This window comes from Ruegeria hyattellae (assembly GCF_041537925.1).
Lineage (GTDB): Bacteria > Pseudomonadota > Alphaproteobacteria > Rhodobacterales > Rhodobacteraceae > Ruegeria_C.
In genome coordinates, this window is record NZ_JBGOSH010000007.1 from 34813 (window position 1) to 58340 (window position 23528).

19 protein-coding genes and 4 pseudogenes are annotated in these 23528 nt (G+C 56.1%); 11 read left to right on the top strand and 12 right to left on the bottom strand.

Going from position 1 to position 23528, the window contains the following annotated elements; genetic code table 11:
• Positions 1–199: 199 nt before the first annotated feature.
• A complete protein-coding gene (locus tag AB1E33_RS16970; RefSeq protein WP_372578465.1) occupies positions 200–1171 on the bottom strand; it encodes an MBL fold metallo-hydrolase in 972 nt (323 codons plus the stop codon).
• A 49-nt stretch (positions 1172–1220) separates the two neighbouring features.
• Here AB1E33_RS16970 and AB1E33_RS16975 point away from each other — a divergent pair, with 49 nt between their 5' ends.
• Complete coding sequence (locus AB1E33_RS16975; RefSeq protein WP_372578466.1) at positions 1221–2222, top strand: LysR family transcriptional regulator; 1002 nt, start codon at positions 1221–1223, stop codon at positions 2220–2222.
• 261 nt (positions 2223–2483) lie between these two features.
• Here the strand turns inward: AB1E33_RS16975 and AB1E33_RS16980 are convergent, their stop codons facing one another.
• Together AB1E33_RS16980 and AB1E33_RS16985 are read right to left on the bottom strand one after the other, a co-directional pair.
• Complete coding sequence (locus tag AB1E33_RS16980; protein WP_372578467.1) at positions 2484–3395, bottom strand: alpha/beta fold hydrolase; 912 nt, start codon at positions 3393–3395, stop codon at positions 2484–2486.
• A gap of 22 nt (positions 3396–3417) precedes the next feature.
• The gene (locus AB1E33_RS16985; RefSeq protein WP_372578468.1) at positions 3418–4092 is read right to left on the bottom strand and encodes a class I SAM-dependent methyltransferase; all 675 of its coding nucleotides are present in this window, start codon (positions 4090–4092) and stop codon (positions 3418–3420) included.
• 169 nt (positions 4093–4261) lie between these two features.
• Here AB1E33_RS16985 and AB1E33_RS16990 point away from each other — a divergent pair, with 169 nt between their 5' ends.
• The gene (locus AB1E33_RS16990) at positions 4262–5470 is read left to right on the top strand and encodes an alpha/beta hydrolase (RefSeq protein ID WP_372578469.1); all 1209 of its coding nucleotides are present in this window, start codon (positions 4262–4264) and stop codon (positions 5468–5470) included.
• A 414-nt stretch (positions 5471–5884) separates the two neighbouring features.
• On the opposite strand, the pseudogene AB1E33_RS16995 reads toward AB1E33_RS16990, so the two are convergent.
• A pseudogene (locus tag AB1E33_RS16995) lies at positions 5885–6860 on the bottom strand (IS5 family transposase).
• A 47-nt stretch (positions 6861–6907) separates the two neighbouring features.
• Here AB1E33_RS16995 and AB1E33_RS17000 point away from each other — a divergent pair.
• Together AB1E33_RS17000 and AB1E33_RS17005 are read left to right on the top strand one after the other, a co-directional pair.
• Complete coding sequence (locus tag AB1E33_RS17000; RefSeq protein WP_372578470.1) at positions 6908–7318, top strand: hypothetical protein; 411 nt, start codon at positions 6908–6910, stop codon at positions 7316–7318.
• Between the two features lie 395 nt (positions 7319–7713).
• Positions 7714–9447 (top strand): calcium-binding protein, encoded by a 1734-nt coding sequence (locus AB1E33_RS17005; protein WP_372578471.1) that lies wholly within the window; start codon positions 7714–7716, stop codon positions 9445–9447.
• 171 nt (positions 9448–9618) lie between these two features.
• On the opposite strand, the gene AB1E33_RS17010 is transcribed toward AB1E33_RS17005, so the two are convergent.
• Entirely contained in the window at positions 9619–10302 is a 684-nt protein-coding gene (locus AB1E33_RS17010) for an IS6 family transposase (protein ID WP_372578641.1), read from the bottom strand.
• Positions 10303–10796: 494 nt separating this feature from the next.
• On the opposite strand from AB1E33_RS17010, the gene AB1E33_RS17015 reads away from it, so the two are divergent.
• The 7 genes and pseudogenes from AB1E33_RS17015 to AB1E33_RS17045 all read left to right on the top strand — a co-directional run bounded on the left by AB1E33_RS17015 (position 10797) and on the right by AB1E33_RS17045 (position 16716).
• A complete protein-coding gene (locus AB1E33_RS17015; RefSeq protein ID WP_372578472.1) occupies positions 10797–11504 on the top strand; it encodes a DUF1194 domain-containing protein in 708 nt (235 codons plus the stop codon).
• A 759-nt stretch (positions 11505–12263) separates the two neighbouring features.
• Positions 12264–13160 (top strand): annotated as a pseudogene (locus AB1E33_RS17020) (IS5 family transposase).
• An 88-nt stretch (positions 13161–13248) separates the two neighbouring features.
• Positions 13249–13626: a hypothetical protein gene (locus tag AB1E33_RS17025; RefSeq protein WP_372578473.1), complete on the top strand. Its 378-nt coding sequence runs from the start codon at positions 13249–13251 to the stop codon at positions 13624–13626.
• A 194-nt stretch (positions 13627–13820) separates the two neighbouring features.
• Positions 13821–14117 (top strand): annotated as a pseudogene (locus AB1E33_RS17030) (integrase core domain-containing protein); the annotation flags it as partial.
• 785 nt (positions 14118–14902) lie between these two features.
• Positions 14903–15616 (top strand): DedA family protein, encoded by a 714-nt coding sequence (locus AB1E33_RS17035; protein WP_372578474.1) that lies wholly within the window; start codon positions 14903–14905, stop codon positions 15614–15616.
• A 441-nt stretch (positions 15617–16057) separates the two neighbouring features.
• Positions 16058–16366: a hypothetical protein gene (locus AB1E33_RS17040; protein WP_372578475.1), complete on the top strand. Its 309-nt coding sequence runs from the start codon at positions 16058–16060 to the stop codon at positions 16364–16366.
• 113 nt (positions 16367–16479) lie between these two features.
• Positions 16480–16716, top strand: coding sequence for a DUF6429 family protein (locus AB1E33_RS17045; protein ID WP_372578476.1), 237 nt, complete (start codon positions 16480–16482; stop codon positions 16714–16716).
• Between the two features lie 195 nt (positions 16717–16911).
• Here the strand turns inward: AB1E33_RS17045 and AB1E33_RS17050 are convergent.
• The 7 genes and pseudogenes from AB1E33_RS17050 to AB1E33_RS17080 form a co-directional block, all read right to left on the bottom strand.
• Positions 16912–17887: pseudogene (locus tag AB1E33_RS17050) on the bottom strand (IS5 family transposase).
• Complete coding sequence (locus AB1E33_RS17055; RefSeq protein WP_372578649.1) at positions 17793–18062, bottom strand: hypothetical protein; 270 nt, start codon at positions 18060–18062, stop codon at positions 17793–17795. Before AB1E33_RS17055 ends, AB1E33_RS17050 begins: the two are co-directional and overlap by 95 nt.
• Before the next feature lie 3 nt (positions 18063–18065).
• Positions 18066–19178, bottom strand: coding sequence for an S-(hydroxymethyl)glutathione dehydrogenase/class III alcohol dehydrogenase (locus AB1E33_RS17060; protein WP_372578642.1), 1113 nt, complete (start codon positions 19176–19178; stop codon positions 18066–18068).
• Between the two features lie 118 nt (positions 19179–19296).
• The gene (locus tag AB1E33_RS17065; RefSeq protein WP_372578477.1) at positions 19297–19965 is read right to left on the bottom strand and encodes a glutathione S-transferase family protein; all 669 of its coding nucleotides are present in this window, start codon (positions 19963–19965) and stop codon (positions 19297–19299) included.
• An 8-nt stretch (positions 19966–19973) separates the two neighbouring features.
• Positions 19974–21701: a Rieske 2Fe-2S domain-containing protein gene (locus AB1E33_RS17070; RefSeq protein WP_372578478.1), complete on the bottom strand. Its 1728-nt coding sequence runs from the start codon at positions 21699–21701 to the stop codon at positions 19974–19976.
• A gap of 22 nt (positions 21702–21723) precedes the next feature.
• Entirely contained in the window at positions 21724–22581 is an 858-nt protein-coding gene (locus AB1E33_RS17075) for an aromatic ring-hydroxylating dioxygenase subunit alpha (protein WP_372578479.1), read from the bottom strand.
• Positions 22582–22606: 25 nt separating this feature from the next.
• Positions 22607–23515 (bottom strand): aromatic ring-hydroxylating dioxygenase subunit alpha, encoded by a 909-nt coding sequence (locus AB1E33_RS17080; protein ID WP_372578480.1) that lies wholly within the window; start codon positions 23513–23515, stop codon positions 22607–22609.
• Between the last annotated feature and the right edge of the window lie 13 nt (positions 23516–23528).

The window sequence follows — 23528 nt, forward strand, 5'->3', positions numbered from 1 at the left end:
TTGTGCTGCGGATGGGTTGGATGGCTCTTGCTCCATCGGCATCGCAATGCGTCATAGTCCAGGTGTCAAACGGCCCATTACCGCCTTTCGCCGTCACCTTCTGCGCTGCGGCGCAGCATTTCGCATTGCTGCCGTTCATTTTCAAGCCCGAAACTTCTCTCATCCGCCACTTTGAATTGTCAAATTGGCGGATGAATTCTTATGAATAATCGTAAGCTGATGGCACAAATTCATACCTTCCAGCTAATTTTTCGACGTAACCAAAGCCGGGGAATTCGAGATGTGCTCCGGTAACCTGCAAGCCATCTGCCGCAGCTCTATCCAGCATTGTCGCACGTGTAGAAGCAGTTTGAGCAGGATCCATATCAAAGGCGACAAGCCAGTCGGGATTGTCAAATTGCAACCTTGGAAGATGGATCAAATCGCCCCAAAACAGCAGGTTGTCGCCACCGCTGTGCAACTGGAAACCAGCATGGCCCGGTGTGTGGCCTGGCATTGAAATAGCTTGGATCCCAGGCAGCACTTCCTCTTCGTGTTCAAAGAGAACCACTTGTTCCAAGTAGGGCGAGGTCGCGTTGCGCGCAATTTGCACAAACGGTTGAACTTGTTCTGGCAGCGCATCCGCTGCCGCCCCATACCAAAAATCCCACTCGGTCCTGCTCACAAGAATCTCTGCATTGGGGAACAAGCGCTCATTGTCAGCCGTCAGGCCACCAACATGATCAGGGTGCAAGTGGGTTATCAAAACAGTATCGATATCAGCTGGGTCGATGCCCGCCTGTGTTAAGGCTTCATGATACCCACCAGTATTCGGCGAGAACCCCGGTAACGTTCCGGTGTCGATGGCAATCTTTTGGCTACCTGTGTCGATGACATGGCCCAGAACAGGTAGGGGTCGCGTCCCGTCGAATGGCGGCAAATGTTGGCGTTTGAGCGCTTGATCAGCAGCATCCTGATCAAACCCAACAATCAAATCTGGTCCAACATCGATTGTGCCGTCCAACAGACCAAAAACTTCCACATCGCCGACACGCCGCTTTGAAAAGGACAACAAGTTCCCAGCCACGACACCGCCGTCAGCGGCCTCCAGCAAGGTGGGTTTTGTCAAAAATGGCGTTGCCAATGCGGTCGTACCAGCCATTGTCAAAAGATTTCTACGTGTGAGCCTCATAAGGGTTTCCTATAGTTGCTGTTGTCTTCTTGATCAGAAGGCAGATATATTGGCCCGAAATATTAGAAACCAGCGCGCCGCACCTTATGACGGGCATAAGCAACACTTTGAGGGTAAAATGGATCGCTTGGGATATCTGGAAAGTTTCCTTGAGGTCTTGGATCAAGGCTCTTTGAGCGCTGCGGCGCGAGCCCGCAATGTCAGCCAACCAGCGATAAGCCAACAAATGGCCGCTCTCGAAGCGGATTTCGGCACCCCCTTGCTGCAGCGCACAACATCCGGCGCAATGGCGACTCGCGCGGGTAGCATCGTTGCAAGACACGCCTCTGACATGGTCGCGACACACCAGCGGATGCGCGCCGATATTTCCACGCTGGCTACTACCGCTGGTGGAGAATTGCGCATCAGTATCAGCAAGGTAATGGGGGAAAACCCAGTAGGAGATGCGTTACAGGAGCTTCATGCAGCCTATCCAGACATGAACCTGACACTCAAAGTCGAAGACCGCCTCGTCGACGTGGTCAGAGAAGGATATGATTTGGCGCTGAGGACTGGCGACATCGGGGCCGCCGATGCGATTGTACGCAAGATTGGTCAGTTTGAAACTGTTCTGGTCGCGGCACCGTCGTATTTGGATCGGATTGGCCGTCCTAAGCATCACTCTGAGATGGGCCAACATGCATTTATTCAATACGCCGATCATCGTGTTTATGGCTTTCATACCGTGCGCAAAAACGGTCAGGAGGCAGAGATCGAATTGGTGACCAAGCTGATCGTGGATACTCCTTCGCATCTGATGAACGCGTTGGTGGATGGTTTGGGATATGCTCGACTGCCACGCGTCCTGGCGAATGACTTCGTTGAGAACGGGTCATTAGAAACCATGCTGGCGGACTACACAATTGAACCAAAAGATATCTTTCTTGTGTATCCTCATCGGCATGCCATAACGGAGAGCGCGCGAGTTGTTGTCGATGCCATCTATCGAGGGCTGAATAAATGCGGCAGTACACACATCATTCAACACCAGGACCTGAAGCCAGTGCGTTAAGCGCTCAAACTAAATGCTGTCTTTCTGGTAAACGCGGCCCTTACCAGACATCCAATAGCTAACCGAGATGCCGCGCTCGCAGCCCGCATTGTCGCCATTCGCTGCACTAGCGAAATTGATGCTGTCACGAACTCGCGTTTCGAGCAACCAGCGGGCCTTTTTAAGCCGGGTCAAAATACCAATTTCAGTTTCCAAGAACTGTATTGGAACGTCGTGCTTCACCTTTCAGGCTAGGCAAATGACACAACGCCCCAACAAGGATCAGATCCATGAGAACCTTTTGGCGACGCCTGTAATTTGGCTCACCTCCTGATAAAGCGCACCCGACAGGTGAGTTGGGGAGCAGCCCACAGTACCGGTTGAATCAGGGCCGATAATGCTATCGAGCCATAACAAGAAATTGGAGGGGTCCTTGACTGGCCAAATGTGATCAGCATCCGAAATTTTATGACCGCAAATGTTTGCGAGTCCCGCGGCAGATTCGCTGGGGATCGTCCAAACCTTCCCGGATCGCTCTCCCCAAGCTACATGAACCGGCATCGATAGAACCTCCAATTCACCAACGGAGATAGAGGCGAAACGATGTTTGGAGTTTAGAAGAGGGATCAGCGTATGCGCATTCTCCAGGCAAATCAGGCGGAAGTCCGGCGTTAGCTTTTCGAACGTACCACGACCGCCTACCGCGTCTATGAATGCGGTCAGAACGCCGAGCCAGTCTCCTTTGGAAGCGGCGTCGGTGACAGGAAAAAACGTCTCGCGCATGCTTGTGTGATGTATCTCGATTGCTGTTGCATCGCAGACAAGGCTGGTTGAGCTTGGCTCATATGCAACGACGCGCGAGACGAGGTCCGGCCTATCGACGGTCAGCCGCAACGCGACGTTGGCGCCATAAGACCAGCCGACAACGGATACAGGACCGCAGCCCAGCCCTTCGATGATGGCGGCAAGATCGTCCGAATGGGCTTTTTCGCCGAACTCCGAAGAGTCTGATCGCCAATGCATCTGCCCGAACCAGCGCAGTGTCGGGGCGATACAGCGATGGCGTTTCGCGAAATGGTCGACGTGTGGTTCCCATATCCGATGATCACAAGCCGCTCCATGAATGAAGAGAATGGGTGATCCTTCTCCGCGATCTATGCACGGAAAGTCGTCGGTTGATGTGTATGCAGTCATAAGATTGGCTCCTGAAAGGTGGTTAAACTGAAAGATTGAGATCCGGACCCGTTGGGCAGCGGTCTGGGAGTTCACCCTGCCTAAGAGGCCGGGCATAACCGGTTGTTTGCCATGCGATAGGAATGGGCGCGCCTTGGAGCCGGGCAGTTTGGGCATCAACACGAAACTTTGCGCGGCGGAGGGCCGTGGCTGCACGCCGGTCGAGTTGACAGCCACCAAAAAGAAGAGACCAGGGTCGATTGCAGATATTTTGAAGTCGCGAGATCCAGCGGCGCGGCGCACTGACGTGTTCGCAGAACAGGACTTCACCGTCTGGCCGCAATACCCGACGGACTTCGCTCAGCACTGCGTCAATGTCGCGAACCGTGCACAGCGTGTAGGTCAGAACAACCGTGTCGATACTTCCGCCGTCAAGCTGGATGTCCTCTCCCACCCCTTGGAGGAATTCGACGGGAATACCTGAATCGCTGGCCACCTTTCTTGCCATGCCGAGACTGTTCTCGCACGGGTCCAAGCCGATGATTTTAATGACACGGGATTCATCGTAAAGCGGTATGTTCAGGCCTGTGCCGATACCAAGATCAAGCACGACCCCTCGCGCTTTGGGCACGATGCGCCGCCGCTGTTTTTCAAATGCTCGCCCCCCACAGCCGCAATCGACAATCCGCGGAAGAATATGCTTACTATATAGTGACATGGTTTGGTTTCCTTCGGAGATGTTGCCGTGGAAACCATGTGCGGATTTGGCATTGTGTACTTGGCGGGGCTCTGGAGAAACAATGGAGAAACGCTGGATAATCTAGTGTGAGACGCGCAATTTGCAGCTCATGCGCGACCGACTAAAAAAGGTATGAGGTGGCACAACGGTGATTTTACGGTTTTCAGACTGCGAATTGAATCTCGACCGCCGGACGCTTTTGCGCGATGAGGTTGAACAGCATGTCGAACCGCAGGTGTTCGACCTGTTGGCTTTTCTGGTTCAGTCGGAGGGGCGAACCGTTACCAAGGACGAGTTGGTCGATCAGATATGGGATGGGCGCGCGATTTCTGACGATGCGATTACCAGCCGTATCAAATCCGCAAGGAAAGCCATCGGCGATGACGGTCGCGCCCAGCGATTTATCCGCACGTTGCCAAGGGTCGGATACCGTTTTGACGGTTCTGTTGAGCCAGTCGAGCTATTGCGCAATCCTGATAAGCCGTCGACCGCGCCGATTGCATCGCACGGGAGCGGGGCCCACACAGAAGAACCTGCGCAGATGGGTGAAGCGAGTGCGCCCGAGATCGGCTATGTCACAGATCGGAAGGGCCGTTCCATCGGGTATGCAATTCACGGTGAGGGCCCGCTTGTCATACTTCCCCCATTTTGGGTGACAGCCTCCGATCTATGGCATGATCATCCGGACATCAGAGAATTCTATCTTACATTGGGCAAAGGGGTGCGCATATTGCGCTTTGATCGTCCTGCGTCTGGCCTTAGTCGGGACGCGCCGCCAAATGAATCACTGGAAGACGAAGTAGCACTGCTTGAGGATATGGTAGCGGCTTTTGGTTCTGAGCCGGTCATACTTTTTGCCATCTCTGCTGCGGGTGCCGTCGCAATTCGCTATGCCGTTAGGCATCCGGACAACCTAGAGCGCATCTGTTTCTATGGCGCTTACGGTTCAGGCGAGGATCTCGCGCCGCCAGAATCCCAAGCCATGCTCCTCGGGCTGATCCGGCAACATTGGGGGGTGGGGTCTCGCGCACTCGCAGATATATTCGTTCCCTCGGCCGATGCCGAAGCCAGGCATCGTTTTGCGGCGCAACAACGCGCTGCGGCTAAACCGGAACAGGCCGCTGCAATGCTTCAGTTGAGTTGGATGGTCAACGCGAAGTCTGACGCAAGCAAGGTCCGCGTTCCAAGCCTTGTATTGCATCGCCAGGATGATCGAGCAGTCCCGGTCGATCATGGACAATGGTTGGCGCGCACCATTCCAGATGCGCGGTTGCACCTTCTTCCGGGCGATGCACACGCGCCTTGGTTCGGGCCGCTTGACGTGGCTGTGCAGGCAAACGCGTTCCTTAGGGGATAGTCTTTCCTTAGTTGGACTGTTCAGCTTCTAACTCCCCCGGCGCTAGCTCACATGGCCAGCCACACCCAATTTGCCAATCATCGATATGCTATTCGCACTCTCATCGCTTGGGGACATCGTTCAAGGGCCAAGTTGGATCTAAGGCGTTCACGAGATCGCCACACTTTGACTTGGACCCTCTCCGAAAACTCGGCGATTGTGGTCAGCAATATCTCTCAGGGCCTTCCCATTGCGCAAAACTGTAGCGATCACCATGGGCCCAGCCGACGGGAAGAACCGTTTCGATCTACGCGAGGTCGTCAGACGACAGATCAATCTCGGTCCCGCGGATAAGTTCGGCAAGATGTGTGGTGTTCTTTGGGCTTTGTTGCACAATTCGGGATTTTAACGCACTTCCCCTTTCCCCAGACGGACTTATCCTACGGGCTCTGTGACGGGTATGCCAAGAGCTGTGTAGCGATTGAGCACCGCGATCCGAACCTGAAGTTCGGGGACCTGCCGATCGAAGTCTCGGGCCATGAGGCCTTGGCCAAGCAGTTTGACGCAGTTCATCTTTGTCTCTGCGCGGCTTCGTCGGTGATATCCGGTCAACTTTCGCCACAATGCCCGTCCGAGATATTTGCAGGCTCTTACGGCTTCGTTTCGCGCGACAGCGCCCGCTGAGGTTGGTTTCCATAGTTGGGCATTTTTGCGCGGCGGGATGATAGCAGTGGCTCCCCGAGCGGCAATCACATTGTGACATCTTCGCGTGTTGTAGGCCCCATCAGCGGTGACGGTGGCAATCTTTTGGTCGGGTGGGATCTGGCCCAGCAGGTCGGGCAGCATTGGGGCATCCACTGCCCGGCAGGCGATTTCTGAAAGAAATCTGCCGAGAGGGGCCGACGTTGCTTGTCGTGACACCAACCGCGCGGATCTCCAGTGTTTCCTCGTCCATACCGAGGTGAAGCTTACGCCACAGGCGTTTCTTGCTCCCGCCATGCTTGCGTGCGTTCCATTCTCCTTCACCCTCAGCTTTGATCCAAGTCGCTTCAATCAGCAGATGCAACGGCCCAGTTCCACCACGGTATGGGATGGAGACGTTCAACGTCTTTTGGCGACGGCAAAGGGTACTGAAGTCTGGCGCCTTCCAGTCGAGCCCTGCCAGCCGCAACAAGCTTTCGACGAACCCTGTCGTCTGTCGAAGGGGCATCCCAAACAGCACCTTCAGTGTGAGACAAACCTGGATCGCAGCATCGCTGTACTCTGGTTGATGGCCGCGCTTGCCGGTTGCGAGCGGACGCCATTCCATATCAGGATCAAACCAGATCGATAGGGAACCGCGCTGCTTCAGCGCCGTGTTGTACGAAGGCCAGTTCCTGGTCTTGTACTTCGTGGGGGACCAACTGCTTATACCCACCAGCTATCACGCTGGATTCAAACAGTGAATCCCTCACCCATTTGTGCAACAAAGCCCTTTTTGACGATACCGTCGAAGACCACATCTCACCGGCCATTCGCAACTTCCGAATCCGGTTGATCGCAGACCGGCTGGGTGAACCCAGGGACGCGATTCCTTTTGATGGACGAACGCTCGCCGGTATGGTCGCCAAGATGCTCGCCCAGGATGTGAGTCGAACCATCGGTATCCCGCTGCCACCCAAGGAAGACGTCCAGCGGGGAATTCCCGATCCAAGCACACAGCCCACCCGTGACCTCAACATCCTCCAGCAATTCCTCGATCCCGATGGAACCACAAGTGGGTCACTGGACATCGGCTCTTACCTCGCCGGACTGCTCACTGCGATCACCACGGGTGCACTAGAGTCGGATTCGTCGGATCCATCGGGGTGTTCGTTACGCAAGGCATGACATAGCGCGGGATCTCACAGCCTGAAGCCCCCACCTCGCCTCACGACGGAGTTTGCGACACTACCCAGGTCAGAACAGCCGCTGCCTTGGGCGTCAATTGGCGTGAACCGGCCTCACCAACCAGCAGGTTGCCGTCCGGATAAAATGACCATTGGCTCATAGCTAAAGTCTCTTGGCTGCGCTTGGCGGAATTTGTCTGAAACGCCTGTAAATGGGTATCCATCCAACAGGAAAACCGGGAAAAAGACAGGGCGGGCAAACGCTGATCCGTCCGTTGCGCCAAGACTCTACAAAAACTCAACAACACCTCCACGCTTGGTTTGCCTAGCCTGCACTTATTACCGGCCATCGTGTCGGAATGAGTGCAAATTTCTAAACAGCGATTGGAGAGAACGATGAATATTACAGGTACAAACTTTGCCGATGATCTGCCGGGCACTATTTTTTCAGACTACATTCGGGGCCTTGGGGGCAATGATACGATTGAGGCGGGCCGCCGCAACGATACCGTTTATGGCGGTTCAGGGTCTGACGAAATTAGTGGCGGGAGGGGCGATGATCTGCTTTATGGCGACAGGACTGGCGGATCGATCCCGCCCGGGCCGGGGGATTTCGAATTCGCCACGGCTTCAGCCCGCCAACCTGTCAGAGCCAGCTTTGATACGGCAGCCTCTCCACTGGACTTCGTGCCTGTCGTCATTGGCGCTCTGACCTACAACGACACGATCCGCGGAGGTTCGGGTAACGATCGCATCTTTGGTGAGGGTGGAAATGATCGGCTGTACGGTGATGGAGGCCAAGACAGCATATTTGGCGGCAGTGGTGCTGACAGGCTCTATGGCGGAGCCAACAATGACCAGCTGAACGGCGGTGGCGGGAATGATTTCCTGTCGGGTGGGTCCGGTAATGACGTTATGTCAGGGCTAAGTGGCCGCGACACGCTGAACGGTGGGTCCGGCAATGATACGATGAATGGCGGCTCAAGCCACGACCTGCTGATCGGCAATACCGGCAACGACATTCTGCATGGCGGTATCGGCAACGGGCAGGACACGCTTGATGGCGGCTGGGGCAATGACTTCCTGAATGGTGGTCGCGGTAACGATGAACTGTCAGGCGGCAATGGCAATGACGGCATCATCGGTGGCAGCGGCGCAGACGAAATTTCTGGCGGCTCGGGGTCAGACACCATTGATGGCGGCTCCAGCTCCGACACGATTTCGGGCGGCAGTGGCAACGATGCCATTCTAGGCGGCAGCGGCAATGATGAAATCAACGGTGGCAGCGGTCGTGATTATATCCTTGGCGGTTCTGGTAACGATGAAATCGACGGTGGATCCAACAATGATCAAGTCAATGGTCAGAACGGCAACGACACCGTCAACGGCGGCAGCGGCAACGACAACCTGCGTGGCGGCGAGGATCAGGACGAACTGAACGGCGATTCCGGCAACGACGTGCTGCGCGGCGAGGACGGATCAGATACGCTTGATGGTGGTATCGGTGATGACCACCTGATGGGTGGTCGGGATTCTGATACGTTGGAAGGCGGCACCGGCGAGGACACGCTGGAAGGTGGCGGCGACAATGATGATCTACGCGGCGGAGACGGCGACGACGTCATGTGGGCCTTTGCCTCACCACAAACCGTTGCGAACGAAGGTGTTGGCAACGTCGGTTTCGAAGACGGCTGGAACCATCTGGAGGGCGGCAGCGGTGATGACACCATGCACGGCGGAAGTGGGTCTGATGACGTGTTCATCTTCGATATCAGCAATATATCGACCAGCCCCGTCGAAGACGCAGATGGCTTTGGCAGCGATGTCATCAGCGGCTTTGGGCCGGGTGACCAAATCGCGTTGCTCGAATTCAATGGCCCTGGTGGCGAGAATCTGTCGTTTGACAACCTCGATACGGGCGGCGGTCCGGTTGCCAACATGCCGGATGGTGTGGTGAACGGCGATGACATTGGGGTTAGCTATTCGGGCGGCGATCTGGTGATTGACTTCAAGACAGCCGGATTTCTGGCGGACGATTATCTTGAACCAATTTGGGGCAGTTCAGATTTCATCATTACGATCGAAAACGTGAGTGAGCTTACTGAGTCTGATTTCCTGTTTTTTATGTAAGTCAATGATCAGGCGCACGGGGTTTCGGCGCGCCTGATCGCTTTTGTCGGCACGAGTCCGGAAAACATCACCGGCCGTCGCCAAAAAACTGCCGAAGCGCGCCTGAGACACGCGGCTGGGATGTGTCGCAAACTTTTGGGACGGTCGGAGTTAGCGTCTTACTTGACGCAGCTATCCTGCGATCTCGGAAAATAGTCGAAAACCAGACGTCGTAGTGCTGGCGAATTGCCGCTTCCGGATCATGTTGGCGACCTCGATGCCGTCCAAAGTGGCCGAGGCGGATCTGAACGATTTGAACCCACACATGTGCCGGATGCGACGCTTGATGAACCGGTGATCCTGTTCGATCATGTTGTTCAAATACTTGGACCTGACTGTTTGGATTTTGGCTGGGCAGCCAAACCGAGTAAGGATTTTGTTCACTTCTCGGATGCCTGCCGCGTTGGCTCCACTTTTGTCGATAACGATCTTGCCTGGAATTCCGTTAGAAGACAGCGCTTTGGCAAAGAACCTGGCGGCTACCGGACGGTTCCTCCGCTCAGACAGCATGAAATCAAGAGTATTTCCAGCTTTGTCGACTGCCCGGTAGAAGTACATCCATTTGCTGCGAACACGAACATATGTCTCGTCCATGCGCCAGGAACTCAGCGTTGGGCGCTTCTTCGATTGCGCTCTCGCTGCAATCATCGGCGAATACTTCACAACCAACCTGTTGAGAGTCGCGTGGTCAACGTGAACACCGCGTTCGGCCATGATCTCTTCCAAATCACGATAGGAAACCGTGTACCGCAGGTAGAAGTACAAAGCGTATAGAACCGCATCCTTGGGAAAATGGCAGCCTTTCAAGGAAATCATGCTGAAACCTGATGGAAAACAATACGCGGACAACAAACTTCGGAAGCTGCAGGCTCGTCAATCCAGACCAAAATTTTGCGACACATCCCTTTTTTGAACTTTTTAGCATTCGAGTTTCACCCGGAAGCCGCAAACGGGAACTCCTGACTAGGTTATTTAGGCCGCCGAAGGAAATGCTTCGTTAGCGATGCTAACCGGTCAAGCAAGGACGGCCTTGGGCTCGGTGCTGCAGTTCTCAGCAGTGATCATGATAGGCTGGTGGTTGCCCAAAGTGGACCTTCAAAAGCTAGCTTTGCAATTTCCGAGAGGCGGACTTTGCAGCCGTTCGCGTAAACAGTTTCAATGTCTGCTTCTTTCCGTCGGACTCTGAGATAGTCCAAGTGTTTACGTAGGATCATCAAAACGCTGCCTGACACAGATGAATCTTGGAAGGCGAAAGCGATTACTATGAATTGAATTGCCGATCACCGAGAGTGGAGCTATGCTTCCCTCCCGTGAAAGCTCTGGTTCTATCGCTCCTCCTCGCGCTCACTCCTGCGGGTTCCCGCGCTTGCGAGCTTGCGCTGGTCATTGCCCTCGACGTGTCGCGCTCGGTTGACAAATTCGAGTATGTGCTGATGCGAAACGGGATCGGCCAGGCACTCCTAGATGTCGAAGTCACCGATTTGATTGCCTGGATGCCTGGGGGTATGAAAGTGACCGTAACCCAATGGGGTGGCGCCGGTCAGCAGCGCCAGCCGATCGCTTGGCGCCGCCTCTGGAAACGGCAAAGCGTCATAGAATTCGTTGAAGATCTGATCGAGATCGATCGTGGCTTCTGGCATGCCGAGACCTCGGTCTCGGAGGCCCTGCTGCATGCCGATCTGATGTTCCACCAGCTCGAATATCCCTGTCGCCGACAGGTGATTGATGTGTCGGGCGATGGCATTTCGAATGCAGGTCCAGAGGTCAACCCGATCTCGGACGCCGTCGCCGCAAAGGGGGTCACCATCAATGGTTTGGTGGTCGCGGGCGCCCGCCCTGATCCAGTCGTCTATTACCTATCCGAAGTGATCCGTGGGCCTTTGGCCTTTGTGGAAGTCACCTACGGCTATGACGACTACGATCGCGCAATGAAGCGAAAACTGCTGCGCGAACTAGCTCCAAGCCTCTCCCTCCTCGACTTAGGAACCCCTCCGAACGCATTAGTTTCAGAACACTAGCGAAATACCCCAATTAACCCGTGCGTTGCGAAGTCGCCCAATAGACTATCAAATTGGCGGCTTAGTCAGGGCGTAGTGCGACAGCTAGCGAGTTATGCTAAGCGCGGGCACGATAATCCGACAATGGAGCCAGTGGCTGCCGTGCGGACAAACCGGACTTGTGCTGTCGCAGCTATTGCTAACGCAGCATTTGCCCGCAACCGCGGCGATGACCGTATGGCAGTGCAGCATGTTTCACCAAAGCAGCCATTCAAACTGGTTAACAGCGCCGTATTTTGAACCGACCATTCGCCGCACGGCGCAGGAACTTACGTGTTGCAGGACACTACAGGCATTCGCTACGTCTGTGTCAACGTCAGCTTCCAAGGTCCGTACCCAGAACGGTAGTTTTGGTCGGATTCCGGTTCACAACCAAACTGAGAGAATTTGCTGTTGATCGTTCTTGCCTGTTTGTTTCGCGCCAACAGGCCGTATTGGTCTTGTGTGTACCGAAGTGTTTCCGGCTTTATCGTAGAGCGCGGCGAGAGACAGTGCTCGATATGTGCTGTAGGCAGTTTCTCATTCGGCTGAATGTGCAAGGCGTGCCACAAGTAGGGCAGATGAATTGGATTGAGAAGCGAAATTTTCGCGTATCATGGGGGCCCGAATAGTTGCTTTTGGACAAAGAGGCTTGAAAATGAATAAGACATTCATACTGGCTTTGTTGCACAAATGCTTTGAGGGATTCACTGTTTGAATCCAGCGTGGTAGCCGGGGCGTATGAGCAGTTGGTCCCCGACGAAGTACAAGACCAGGAACTGGCCTTCGTACAACACGGCGTTGAAGCAGCGCGGTTCACTGTCGATCTGGTTTGATCCTGAGATGGCATGGCATCCACCGGCAACTGGCAAGCCAGGCCGTCAGCCCGAGTTCAGCGACGCCGCAATTCAAGTTTGCCTCACGATGAAGGTGCTTTTTGGGATGCCCCTCCGACAGACCAGAAGACGTTGGAAGTCTCCATCCCTTGTCGTGGCGGAACGGGGTCGCTCCACCTGCTGATTGACGCGACCGGGATCAAAGCAGAGGGCGAAGGTGAGTGGAATGCCCGCAAACATGGTGGCACCAAGAAACGTCTTTGGCGCAAGCTCCACCTCGGTATGGATGAGCAAACACTGGAGATCCGTGCCGTCGAAATCACGACGAGCGACGTCGGCCCCTCTCGGCAGATTTCTTTCAGAAATCGCCTGCCGGGCAGTGGATGCCCCAATGCTGCCTGACCTTCTGGAACAGATCCCGCCCGATCAGGAGATCGCTACCGTCACCGCTGATGGTGCGTATGATACGCGCAAATGTCACGATGTGATTGCCGCCCGAGGGGCCGCCGCCATCATCCCACCGCGCAAAAATGCCCGACCGTGGAAACCCGACACCGCGGGTGCTGTCGCGCGGAACGAAGCGCTACGAGCCTGCAAATATCTTGGGCGAGCGCTGTGGCGGCGGCTGACAGGATTTCACCGCTGAAGCCGCGCAGAGACAAAGATGAACTGCGTCAAACTGCTTGGCCAAGGCCTCATGGCCCGAGATTTCGACCGACAGGTCGCGGAAATCCAAGTCCGTGTCGCGGTGCTCAACCGCTACACCGCTCTTGGCATACCTGTCACTGAAGCCGTAGGCTAAGTCCGTCCGGGCAAAGGGGAAGTGCGTTCACGCCGCGATTTGTGCAACAAAGCCCCTATTTGCACAAATCTCGGACGGAGATGATGCCATGGGCGCGATGGCGGAAACAGCGATTTTTTCGCAGTGGTTCCATTCAGACCTGATGAAGAACCTGCATTATGCGCGCTGGAGAAAGGGCAGGTCAGATCTGGAAGTTGATCTTGTCCGCGTCGATCGGGCGCGTCTCAAACCCAAGTGGGCCTATGAAATCAAATGGTCAGACAGATATGCAGCCGATCAACCGGGTGAGCTGCGCGGACTCATCGAATTTGCCAAGCGTAACTTTGACACCGGCATCCCGGCCGGAGCAACAACAAAGACGATTACAGCCGAAAGCGAGATTGACGGAGTGCTAATCAGGCACTTTCCTTGCTCGCTACATTGCTATCAGGTTGGCAAAAATGTTGCAGAGGGTCGCGCGCCTTGATTGCATGACTATCGTTGCGGTTTGTCCGATGGGTGCTGCCAGACAAACTCTGCCAGTCTCAGATAGGACTTGTTGCATCAATCGAGGAATTCCGCCGAGTTTGAGGAAAGCTTCGGTGCGTTGGACAAACATTGTGATCCGGTGGCAACAAAGCGCAGGGGGAAGCTGATCCAGCCCAACTTCAAATCCCGAAATGGCACTACATCGACCCGGGCAAACCCCAGCAGAACGCCTTCATTGAAAGCTTCAACGGCAGTCTGCGCGATGAACTCCTGAACGAGGAGATGTTCAACAGCCTGGACGATGCAAGGCGCAAGCTGGCCCTTTGGCGATACGACTACAACAACGTCAGGCCGCACTCATCGCTCGGGAACCAGACCCCAGCAGAAGCGTGCCGGACGCATGAGCAACTTGAGGGCTCCGCGCCCGATGCGCTTGCTCAAACAGACGACGAAGAATATGAAAACCAGACCCGCAGACTCTCGTTATGAATGAGGGAGCCTCGGGGGGCAGGTCAGGTGGCATGAAGTGGAAATAGGCGGGCTGGGGGCAAACACACACCCACCGGCCCTGACCACAACCGACGCACCCCCCAACTCACACAAGGCTCGGACAGTGGCTGGACACTAGCGTTAGGAGTGGGCCAGAATCGTTGCAAGTTAACTTTCTGGCCTGTTTTTGCCACAAACATCGATTTGGCCTCGAATGGCTTTGTAGGCTGGAGATTTTGAAGGTTTTTGGTGTTTAGTGTTGATCGGATCGACATATGTTCGCTTGAGCTGGCGAAAGAACAATCCAACCCTTTGTGGGCTATTGTAACCCAAATTTGCGTTCAGGGCGGTGGCCGGCAGACACGTGGCGTCAGCAACAGCGATTAATTTCTGGACCCGTTGCCCATCCATCGGCGAAGCTGCTTTGAACATCCTCTCAAAACATCATTGTTTGGCAATGGGTTAGCGATGTTCTGTCGCCACGAGTTTTCAAACAAGAGCAATATGCGAAGGGCCCAAAGCCAGAATCTTTTCGTTCTTACGGGAATCCCCCAATAGCGGGGCATTAACCGTCCGTTTACCACTTGGGACATGAGGTTCGACAGCCCCCTCTTCGGACCTCACGCTTAGAGGGGATCGATCAATTACCGATCGATCCCCCTATTACTTTCTGCGTTCTTATCGCGCTCGGCAAGCTAACCGGCTCAGTCCTGATGTGGATCCCATCAGTCTGTACGATCTAACGCCGGGATGCTCTGGACCACCCTGCACAAGCGCTATGTCGAATGCTAAAAAAGCCGCAGGAAGAGCGCCGGACAAGATCGGATTTCCCTTCGACTGGCGTTGCAGTAGGGTCGGTTTTCAAGATGCATCACCTTCCAGAACACTTCGCAAACCTGATTGAGAGCTACGGCCTCATTGTACTGTTTGTGACGCTTTTCCTTGAAACATTCGGGCTACCGCTACCCGGTGAAAGCGCTCTCGTTGCAACTGCAGCGATTGCGACCGATGGATCTTTTAACATCTTTGCGGTTGCCGCGGTCGCCGGCCTTGCGGCCGTAGCTGGCGACAATGTCGCTTACCTGATTGGGCGACGGTATGGCCGTGCACTCATCTTGGTCTATGGTGGCCGCTTCGGGATCTCGGAGGCCAAATATCAAGCTGCAGAACGCGCAACAGAGAAATACGGTGCCTATGCTGTGGTCTGTGCGCGATTTTTCGTATTGCTGAGGCAACTCAATGGTTTGGTTGCTGGCTCAGTAAACATGCCCTGGCCAAACTTCTTTATTGCCAACGTGCTCGGGTCTGCTCTTTGGGTCTCATTCTGGTCGACGCTTGCTTATCAGTTCGGACAACACATTTCTTTGCTGCCAAAAGCCCTTCATCACCTATCACTGATTGCAGTCATTCTGGTGCCAACAATCCTTGTGCTGGTGTTTGTTTTTGGTCGCAGCCGCCTGAAAGTGCACAACCCCGATGACAGGAAGTCATCCCATTGAAGGACGACCCCAACCTCATGTAACGATTTCTAGATCATAGCATCGGACTGTTGGCGGCGGGACGAAGAAACCCGATCGCTGCTGGATGGGAAGCGACTCTCGACCCCCAGGTCTGAGGCCAACTGCGTGATGGAAAGAGCATCTGCGATAGCGTTCACCCGGAAAAGGTAGGACTGTCCGGTCTGGTGCTCCAACAGAATCTGCCCCGCCCCTGAATAGGTAGATCCGCCCATCATCGAGTGGACGAACGTAGTTTGCATAGGGCTTGTCCTTTCCAGATTCACCTCAATACCCCAGCCAGGATCGTTCTGACAAAGAACCCCCTCTTCCTTTCAACAATGAGAACCAGATGTGGTGTCAAGTGGGAAATAGTACACAACATCCTTGCTTTTGATCCCCATTTGTTCTAGTTTGAGCCAACGCTGCCAAAGGGGAAATCCCATGCTCGATCATGCCAATTCCGACACATCCACCGCTCTGCCGGCCACACATAAACAGATCGCCTATGCCCGCCGGATTGCAGAGCAACAGAATATCATCTTACCTTGGGAGATTCAGCAGGACCGAAAGCTCATCAGTGCGTGGATTGATGCCCAGCTTGCCGCGCCCCGCATGCACGACACGCGCCCGAGCTCAAAACAAGTGGCTTTTGCCGAGCGTATTGCCCGGATCAAACGCCGCGATGTTCCGGATGAGTGCTTTCGCGATCGCAAGATGATGACCCGCTGGATCGATAGCAATAAGCCCTGATGCGATCAGGAGATCTGAACCGCAAGGGGTCACGATTGTACGCGGACTGGCAGCACTCTGTTCTCGCCTGATCGGGCTTGACGGGCGCGGCCCCGATGGCGTCCGGTGTGGTCATGAAGATAGAAGAGGACAAGGTGGATGATGCGGTCCTGGCGCTGCTCTGGCTGACGCTGCACGGCGAGCGCCGCGCCTGGAAGGGGTTTGACTGGGACGCGCTCGACCGCCTGCATCACAAAGGGCTGATCCTGGACCCGGTTGGGAAGGCGAAGTCGGTGGTACTGACCGAAGAGGGCCTGCGCCGCTCCGAAGCACTCTTCAAGGAGCTTTTTGAACGCAAACACGGGAAATAGCCATCTCCGTGGCGCATCCAACGAGATGTTGTTTGCGGATACTGGCCCTTCATCTGGATGGCGGGCGCAACATGCGCTAGATCGCTCCCAGTTCTGCGAAACTGGAGTGTGCACAGAAGACGACGGCGCATGATCTTGACGGGCTTTGTTGCACAAATCGCGGCGTGAACGCACTTCCCCTTTGCCCGGACGGACTTAGCCTACGGCTTCAGTGACAGGTATGCCAAGAGCGGTGTAGCGGTTGAGCACCGCGACACGGACTTGGATTTCCGCGACCTGTCGGTCGAAATCTCGGGCCATGAGGCCTTGGCCAAGCAGTTTGACGCAGTTCATCTTTGTCTCTGCGCGGCTTCGGCGGTGCTATCCTGTCAGCCGCCGCCACAGCGCTCGCCCAAGATATTTGCAGGCTCGTAGCGCTTCGTTCCGCGCGACGGCACCCGTGGTGTCGGGTTTCCACGGTCGGGCATTTTTGCGCGGTGGGATGATGGCGGCGGCCCCTCGGGCGGCAATCACATCGTGACATTTGCGCGTATCATACGCACCATCAGCGGTGACGGTGGCGATCTCCTGATCGGGCGGGATCTGTTCCAGAAGGTCAGGCAGCATTGGGGCATCCACTGCCCGGCAGGCGATTTCTGAAAGAAATCTGCCGAGAGGGGCCGACGTCGCTCGTCGTGATTTCGACGGCACGGATCTCCAGTGTTTGCTCATCCATACCGAGGTGGAGCTTGCGCCAAAGACGTTTCTTGGTGCCACCATGTTTGCGGGCATTCCACTCACCTTCGCCCTCTGCTTTGATCCCGGTCGCGTCAATCAGCAGGTGGAGCGACCCCGTTCCGCCACGACAAGGGATGGAGACTTCCAACGTCTTCTGACGCCGACACAGAGTGCTGAAGTCCGGCACTCTCCAGTCGAGGCCCGCCAGTCGCAAGAGGCTTTCGACAAACCCCGTGGTCTGTCGGAGGGGCATCCCAAAAAGCACCTTCATCGTGAGGCAAACTTGAATTGCGCCGTCGCTGAACTCGGGCTGACGGCCTGGCTTGCCAGTTGCCGGTGGATGCCATGCCATCTCAGGATCAAACCAGATCGACAGTGACCCGCGCTGCTTCAACGCCGTGTTGTACGAAGGCCAGTTCCTGGTCTTGTACTTCGTCGGGGACCAACTGCTCATACGCCCCGGCTACCACGCTAATTTCAAACAGTGAATCCCTCAAAGCATTTGTGCAACAAAGCCCTTGCGGTGGTAAGTAGATGCCAAAAGTCATCTCGCAATTACAAGCATCTGAAGGATGCTTGTAAACTGCGTTTTTCCCACCAAAGCAGGATGTGTTTTCAATCAGCTCCATGGATCAGAACTCGACCACTGCCCGGATGGATTCGCCCTTGTGCATCAGCTCAAAGCCTTCGTTGATCTGATCCAGCGTCAGCTTGTGGGTGATCATCGGGTCGATCTCAATCTTGCCGTTCATATACCAGTCGACGATCTTGGGCACGTCTGTCCGGCCCGATGCGCCGCCAAAGGCAGTGCCACGCCAAGAGCGACCCGTGACTAATAGGAACGGACGGGTCGAGATCTCGGCTCCTGCCGGTGCCACGCCGATGATGATTGATTCACCCCAACCCTTGTGCGCCGTTTCCAACGCGGTTCGCATGACGCCGACATTCCCCGTGGCATCAAAAGTGTAGTCGGCGCCGCCGTGTGTCAGTTCGACCAGATGCGCCACCAGATCGCCATCAATCTTCGATGGATTCACGAAATCGGTCATGCCGAACTTCGTCGCCATCTCAGCCTTGCTGTCATTAAGATCGACGCCGACAATCTGATCCGCGCCCGCAAGCCGAAGGCCTTGGATCACGTTCAGACCGATGCCGCCGAGGCCGAAGACCACCCCTCGAGAGCCAATCTCAACCTTGGCGGTGTTGATTACTGCACCGATCCCAGTCGTCACACCGCAGCCGATATAGCAGACTTTATCAAAGGGCGCGTCCTTGCGGATCTTGGCCAGAGCGATCTCGGGCACAACGGTGTGGTTGGCGAAGGTTGAGCAGCCCATGTAGTGATGGATCGGCGTGCCATCCAGCATCGAGAACCGGGTGGACCCATCTGGCAACAGCCCTTGCCCTTGCGTCGAACGGATAGACTGGCACAGGTTGGTCTTGGGGTTCAGACAATATTCGCATTCGCGGCATTCAGGCGTGTAAAGCGGGATCACGTGATCGCCAACTTCAAGGCTGGTCACGCCTTCTCCGACCTCAATGACCACACCTGCGCCTTCATGACCGAGGATCACAGGAAAGATGCCTTCGGGGTCATCACCCGAGCGGGTGAATTCATCGGTGTGGCACAGGCCTGTGGCCTTGATCTCGACCAGAACTTCTCCCGCGCGGGGGCCTTCAAGGTTCACTTTCATCACTTCAAGTGGCTTGCCGGGGGCAAGAGCGACGGCAGCACGGGTTCTCATCATAGATTCGTCCTTACTTGGAATACCGTAAAAAGTGGCGTCCGGTCCAAAGTTGTCGCATCTCGAACCGGACGCCGAGCTTCGCCGCACGGGTATGCGGCGAAAGGGAGTCTTTGGGTTATGCGGCCTGTTCAGCCTCTTTTGCAGGCGCGGGGCCGGCGGGGAAAACGCCCGACATCACCACAAAGCCGGAGATACGTTTGAACCGGTCGCACCAACGGCGGATCGCCGGGTAGTCCATCCGCGGTATGCCGCCATCCTCGCTGAGCATGATGTAGGGGAAACAGGCGATATCGGCGACGGTCGGGTGATCGCCGGGGCAGATCCAATCCTGCCCGTCCAGCTCGGCGAAATACAGGTGTTCGTCGAGAATGCGGAACAGGTTATGAGCGCCCGCTCGGGCCGAGTCGATATCCAGATGGCGATACAGCAAGCTGTCATGCAGCCGGGCTGCAGACGCTGTGCCAGTGATCCCGTCGGCAAAGGCCAGCCACTGCGACACCTGCCCCAGCAACGCCGGATCGCCGGTCGGATACCATTGGCCCGAACTGTCATATTTCGACGCCAGATAGACCAGGATCGCCTGCGCATCGCGCAACACCAGCCCGTCATCGTCGATTACCGGCAGCTGGCCCAGCGGGTTGAGTTTCAGGAACTCTTCGGACTTGTGCTGAAGGCCCGGGTAGAAGTCGATCTTCTCAGTCTCGAATTCGACGCCCAGAAAGGACATCAGCAGACGCAGTTTGTAGCAGTTGCCCGACAGTTCGTAGTCATAAAGCGTGATCATGATGCACCTCAAATATCCAGAATAAGCCGGTCAGATTTGGCCCGGCTGACGCAAGTCATGATCGACTTGCCTTCGGCCTTTTCGCTGTCGGACAGATAGACGTCCTGATGCAGCACATCGCCTTCGATCACGCCGCAGCGGCAGGTGCCGCAGGCGCCCTGTTCGCAGGAACTGCCCATGTTGATGCCGTTTTCGCGCAGCACCTCAAGGATAGTCTGGCCAGCAGGCACTGTCAGCGTCACCGCCGAGCGGGCTAGGTCGATTTCGAAACTATTGGAATCGTCCAGCTCGACCGTATTCTTGAAATACTCGAAATGCACCGCCTCGTCGGACCAGCCGCAATTGGAGGCGACCTGACGGGCCGCTTCCAGCATCGGGCCTGGACCGCAGATATAGATGTGGCGGGCATGGCCGGGTTCGGCGAGCACCTTGCGTAGAACGGCAACGGTTTCGTCCGGTGACAGACCCTTGTGAAGGCTTGCCGCCTGTTCGAATTCACCGATTGCCTGTTTAAAGGCCACATGTTCGTCGGACTGGACGAAATAGTGAAACTCGAACCCCAGATTCTGGCTGTTCAGCGTCCGCGCCATCGACAGCAGCGGTGTGACCCCGATGCCCCCGGCGACAAAAATCGTGTTCACCGCGTCCCGACGCAGCGGGAAATTGTTGCGCGGCACCGAGATCGCCAGAACGTCGCCCTTTTGGACGCTGTCATGAATGGCCGTGGAGCCGCCCCGGCTGTCCGGTTCGCGTTTGACGCCGATGGTGTAGTGGTCCGTCTCGCCTGGGCCGTTGGTCAGCGAGTATTGCCGCACCAGCCCGTTCTGAAGATGCACGTCGATATGTGCGCCGGGCTGGAAGGTGGGCAACCGGCTGCCCGTCAGCGGTTCCAGTCGCAGACTGACGATCCCTTCGGCGGTCCTCTCTTTCGCGGCGACTTGCACACGCAAATCGGCATTGCGCCCATCGGTGCTGGCGGCAGGGATGTCGACCAGATCCTCGGCCACGCGACCAATCGGGGCCGACATCGGTTCCAGCGCCTCAAGCTGCGCGGCCTGTGCCTCGATCTTCCGGCGCAGCGCAGACAGGGCCTGACTGTGGGTGCGCAGCAAGGCGATGTGGTCTGCCCCCTGTGCCGCCCGGTTTACAACCCCGCGAATGACGCTGTGATTGCTGTCGCAGGGCTGCACGAACAACCGAACAGCACTGCCGTCACCGGCTGTCACCGTGACCGACCCGTCCTCATTGACCAACCCGGCGCAGCCGTCTGCCATGCTGTAGCAGGTCAGCGCCTCGATCACAAAATCACGCGGCGCATTGATGGGGATCGGGCGCAGCGTGGTGGCCGTTTCGAACCCATCCAGCGCCGGGATTTCACCCACCGCCTGCTCACCGCACCAGACCAGACCATGCGCCTCTTGCGCGGGATAGGTGTTATTGCAGATCGTGCGGGCGGGCGCATCCGCCGGATGGGCCGGAATATAGGTGCAACCTGCCGTACGATTGGCATAGCGCCAGCCGTGATACTGGCATTTCAGCTCGCGCCCATCGTTGATGCCAATGGACAGGCGTACGCCGCGATGCAGGCAACGGTTTTCCCAGATGTTGACATAGCCGTCATCGGCCCGCCACACGGCGAATTCCCGTCCCAGAAGCTTGGCCTGATACACATGGCGCAGCGGCAGGTCCGAGCTTGAAGCGATCGGGATCCATTGCGAATGAAGTTCAGTAGTCATGAAAATTCCTTTCTGTGCTGGCTCAGGCGACGGCTGGCAGTGTGCCGAAAGTGACCTGATGATCCCTCAGCCAACGGCGATAGAGAATGGCGACCTTGTCGGCGCGAATGGGGGTTTCGGCCCGGGGATCAAGCGGCAGTTTGCGCGGAATCTGATTTTCCAGGATCGGTTTGTCCTGCGCAAAGATCAGTTGCATGAACCAGCGCAGAGTGTCTTCTTCCATCCCGTCTTTGACGTAACAAAGGTATGGATGCACGATGCAGTCCTCAGGCCCGACCGGTTGCACGAACAGCACGATATAGTCGTTGCGGTCAGGATAGGTCGGGTTGGTTTTATACAGAGCGACCGTATAGGGCCGGTAAACCCGATAGGTGTATTCCACCATGATCCCGCCCTCGGCCGTGGGCGAGGCCTGCGGCTGATAGAAGTAACACTCAGACGCGATGATCTCATCATCTTTGGTCAGCTCCACCTCATAGGGCTGCACCTCGGTATGTGGTTCCTCACCCAGCCAGCCGGTGTGAACAAACGGGAAATGCCCCATGTCGAGGAAGTTCTCGACTACACGCAGACCCGAAACCTTGACCCCGAATGAACCGCCGCTGACCAAGTACCGATCGGGTTCAAAAGCTTCGGGCACATGGATGATGTCGCGTTCAGGTGCGCCAAGACAGGTCCAGATGAACCCGTACTTCTCCTGCAATGGCAGTTTCGCGCCATCTGCAGTATTCCGCCTGACCGTGATCCCGCCATCCTCATCCCGTGACACATAGACCGGCTCTTCAAACAATACGGTTCGTTGTACGTCGCCAAAGGCCAGCAGGTCAGCCTCGGCAACAACATGCCAGTCGTTCAACAGAATTTTGTTGTCGCAGGTCATGGTGTCCTCCGTGGAATAGAATGGTTCAAGGGTTTGAGACCGGGATCACGCCGTAGGTCAGGCCCTTGCCACTGAGCCAGCGACGATAGGCAATGGCGGATTTATCAGCCCGGATCGGGGTTTCGGCGCGTGGGTCCAGCGGCAGGCGCTTGGGCATCTGGTTTTCGAGAATGGGCTTATCCTGTCCGAAGATCACCTGCTGGAAATAGCGGATGGCCTGGTACGGACTTTCCTCATCCAAAATGCACATACCGGTGTGGGCCAGAATGCTCTCAGGCCCGACCGGTTGGATGAACAGGAAAATTGTATCTCGACGGGCCGGGTCGTTGGGGCTGGATTTGTAAAGGATGGCGCAATTTGGGTGCGGCACACGATAGGTGTATTCCACATCCGCCCCCTCATCCGAGGTCAGGGCCGCCTGCGGCTGATAGAACCGGCAGCGGGTGGCCAAAACCTCATCGCGGGTTTCAGAAACCTCTACATCGTATTCCTTGACCTCGGTATGCGGTTCTTCGCCCAGAATGCCCGTATGGACATAGGGGAAATGGCCCATATCCAGAAAGTTCTCGACCGCACGCCCGGCGGAAACATTCACGCCGAACATCCCCGTGGGCACAAAACGGCGATCCGATTCCGCATATTCCGGGAACGGGAACAGCGGTTCGGGATTGTTCCCGAGGCTGGCCCAGACATAACCGTATTCAATCTGACAATTCACCCGATCACCGGTCTTTGCCGGATCGAAGATCACCCCCTCGCACACACCGAGGGTTGGATACCAAGCATGTGCCTGCCCATCGGGGGCCAGCGCAAAGGAAAGTTTCTGGCCCAGCAAGACAGTGTTGTGAACGATGCCCACCGTCATTTCGTCCACCGAGGAAAGGGGATGCCAGTGCTCAAGAACAACCGGGTCAGTGCATGTTGTGGGTGTCATGAATGCTCTCCTT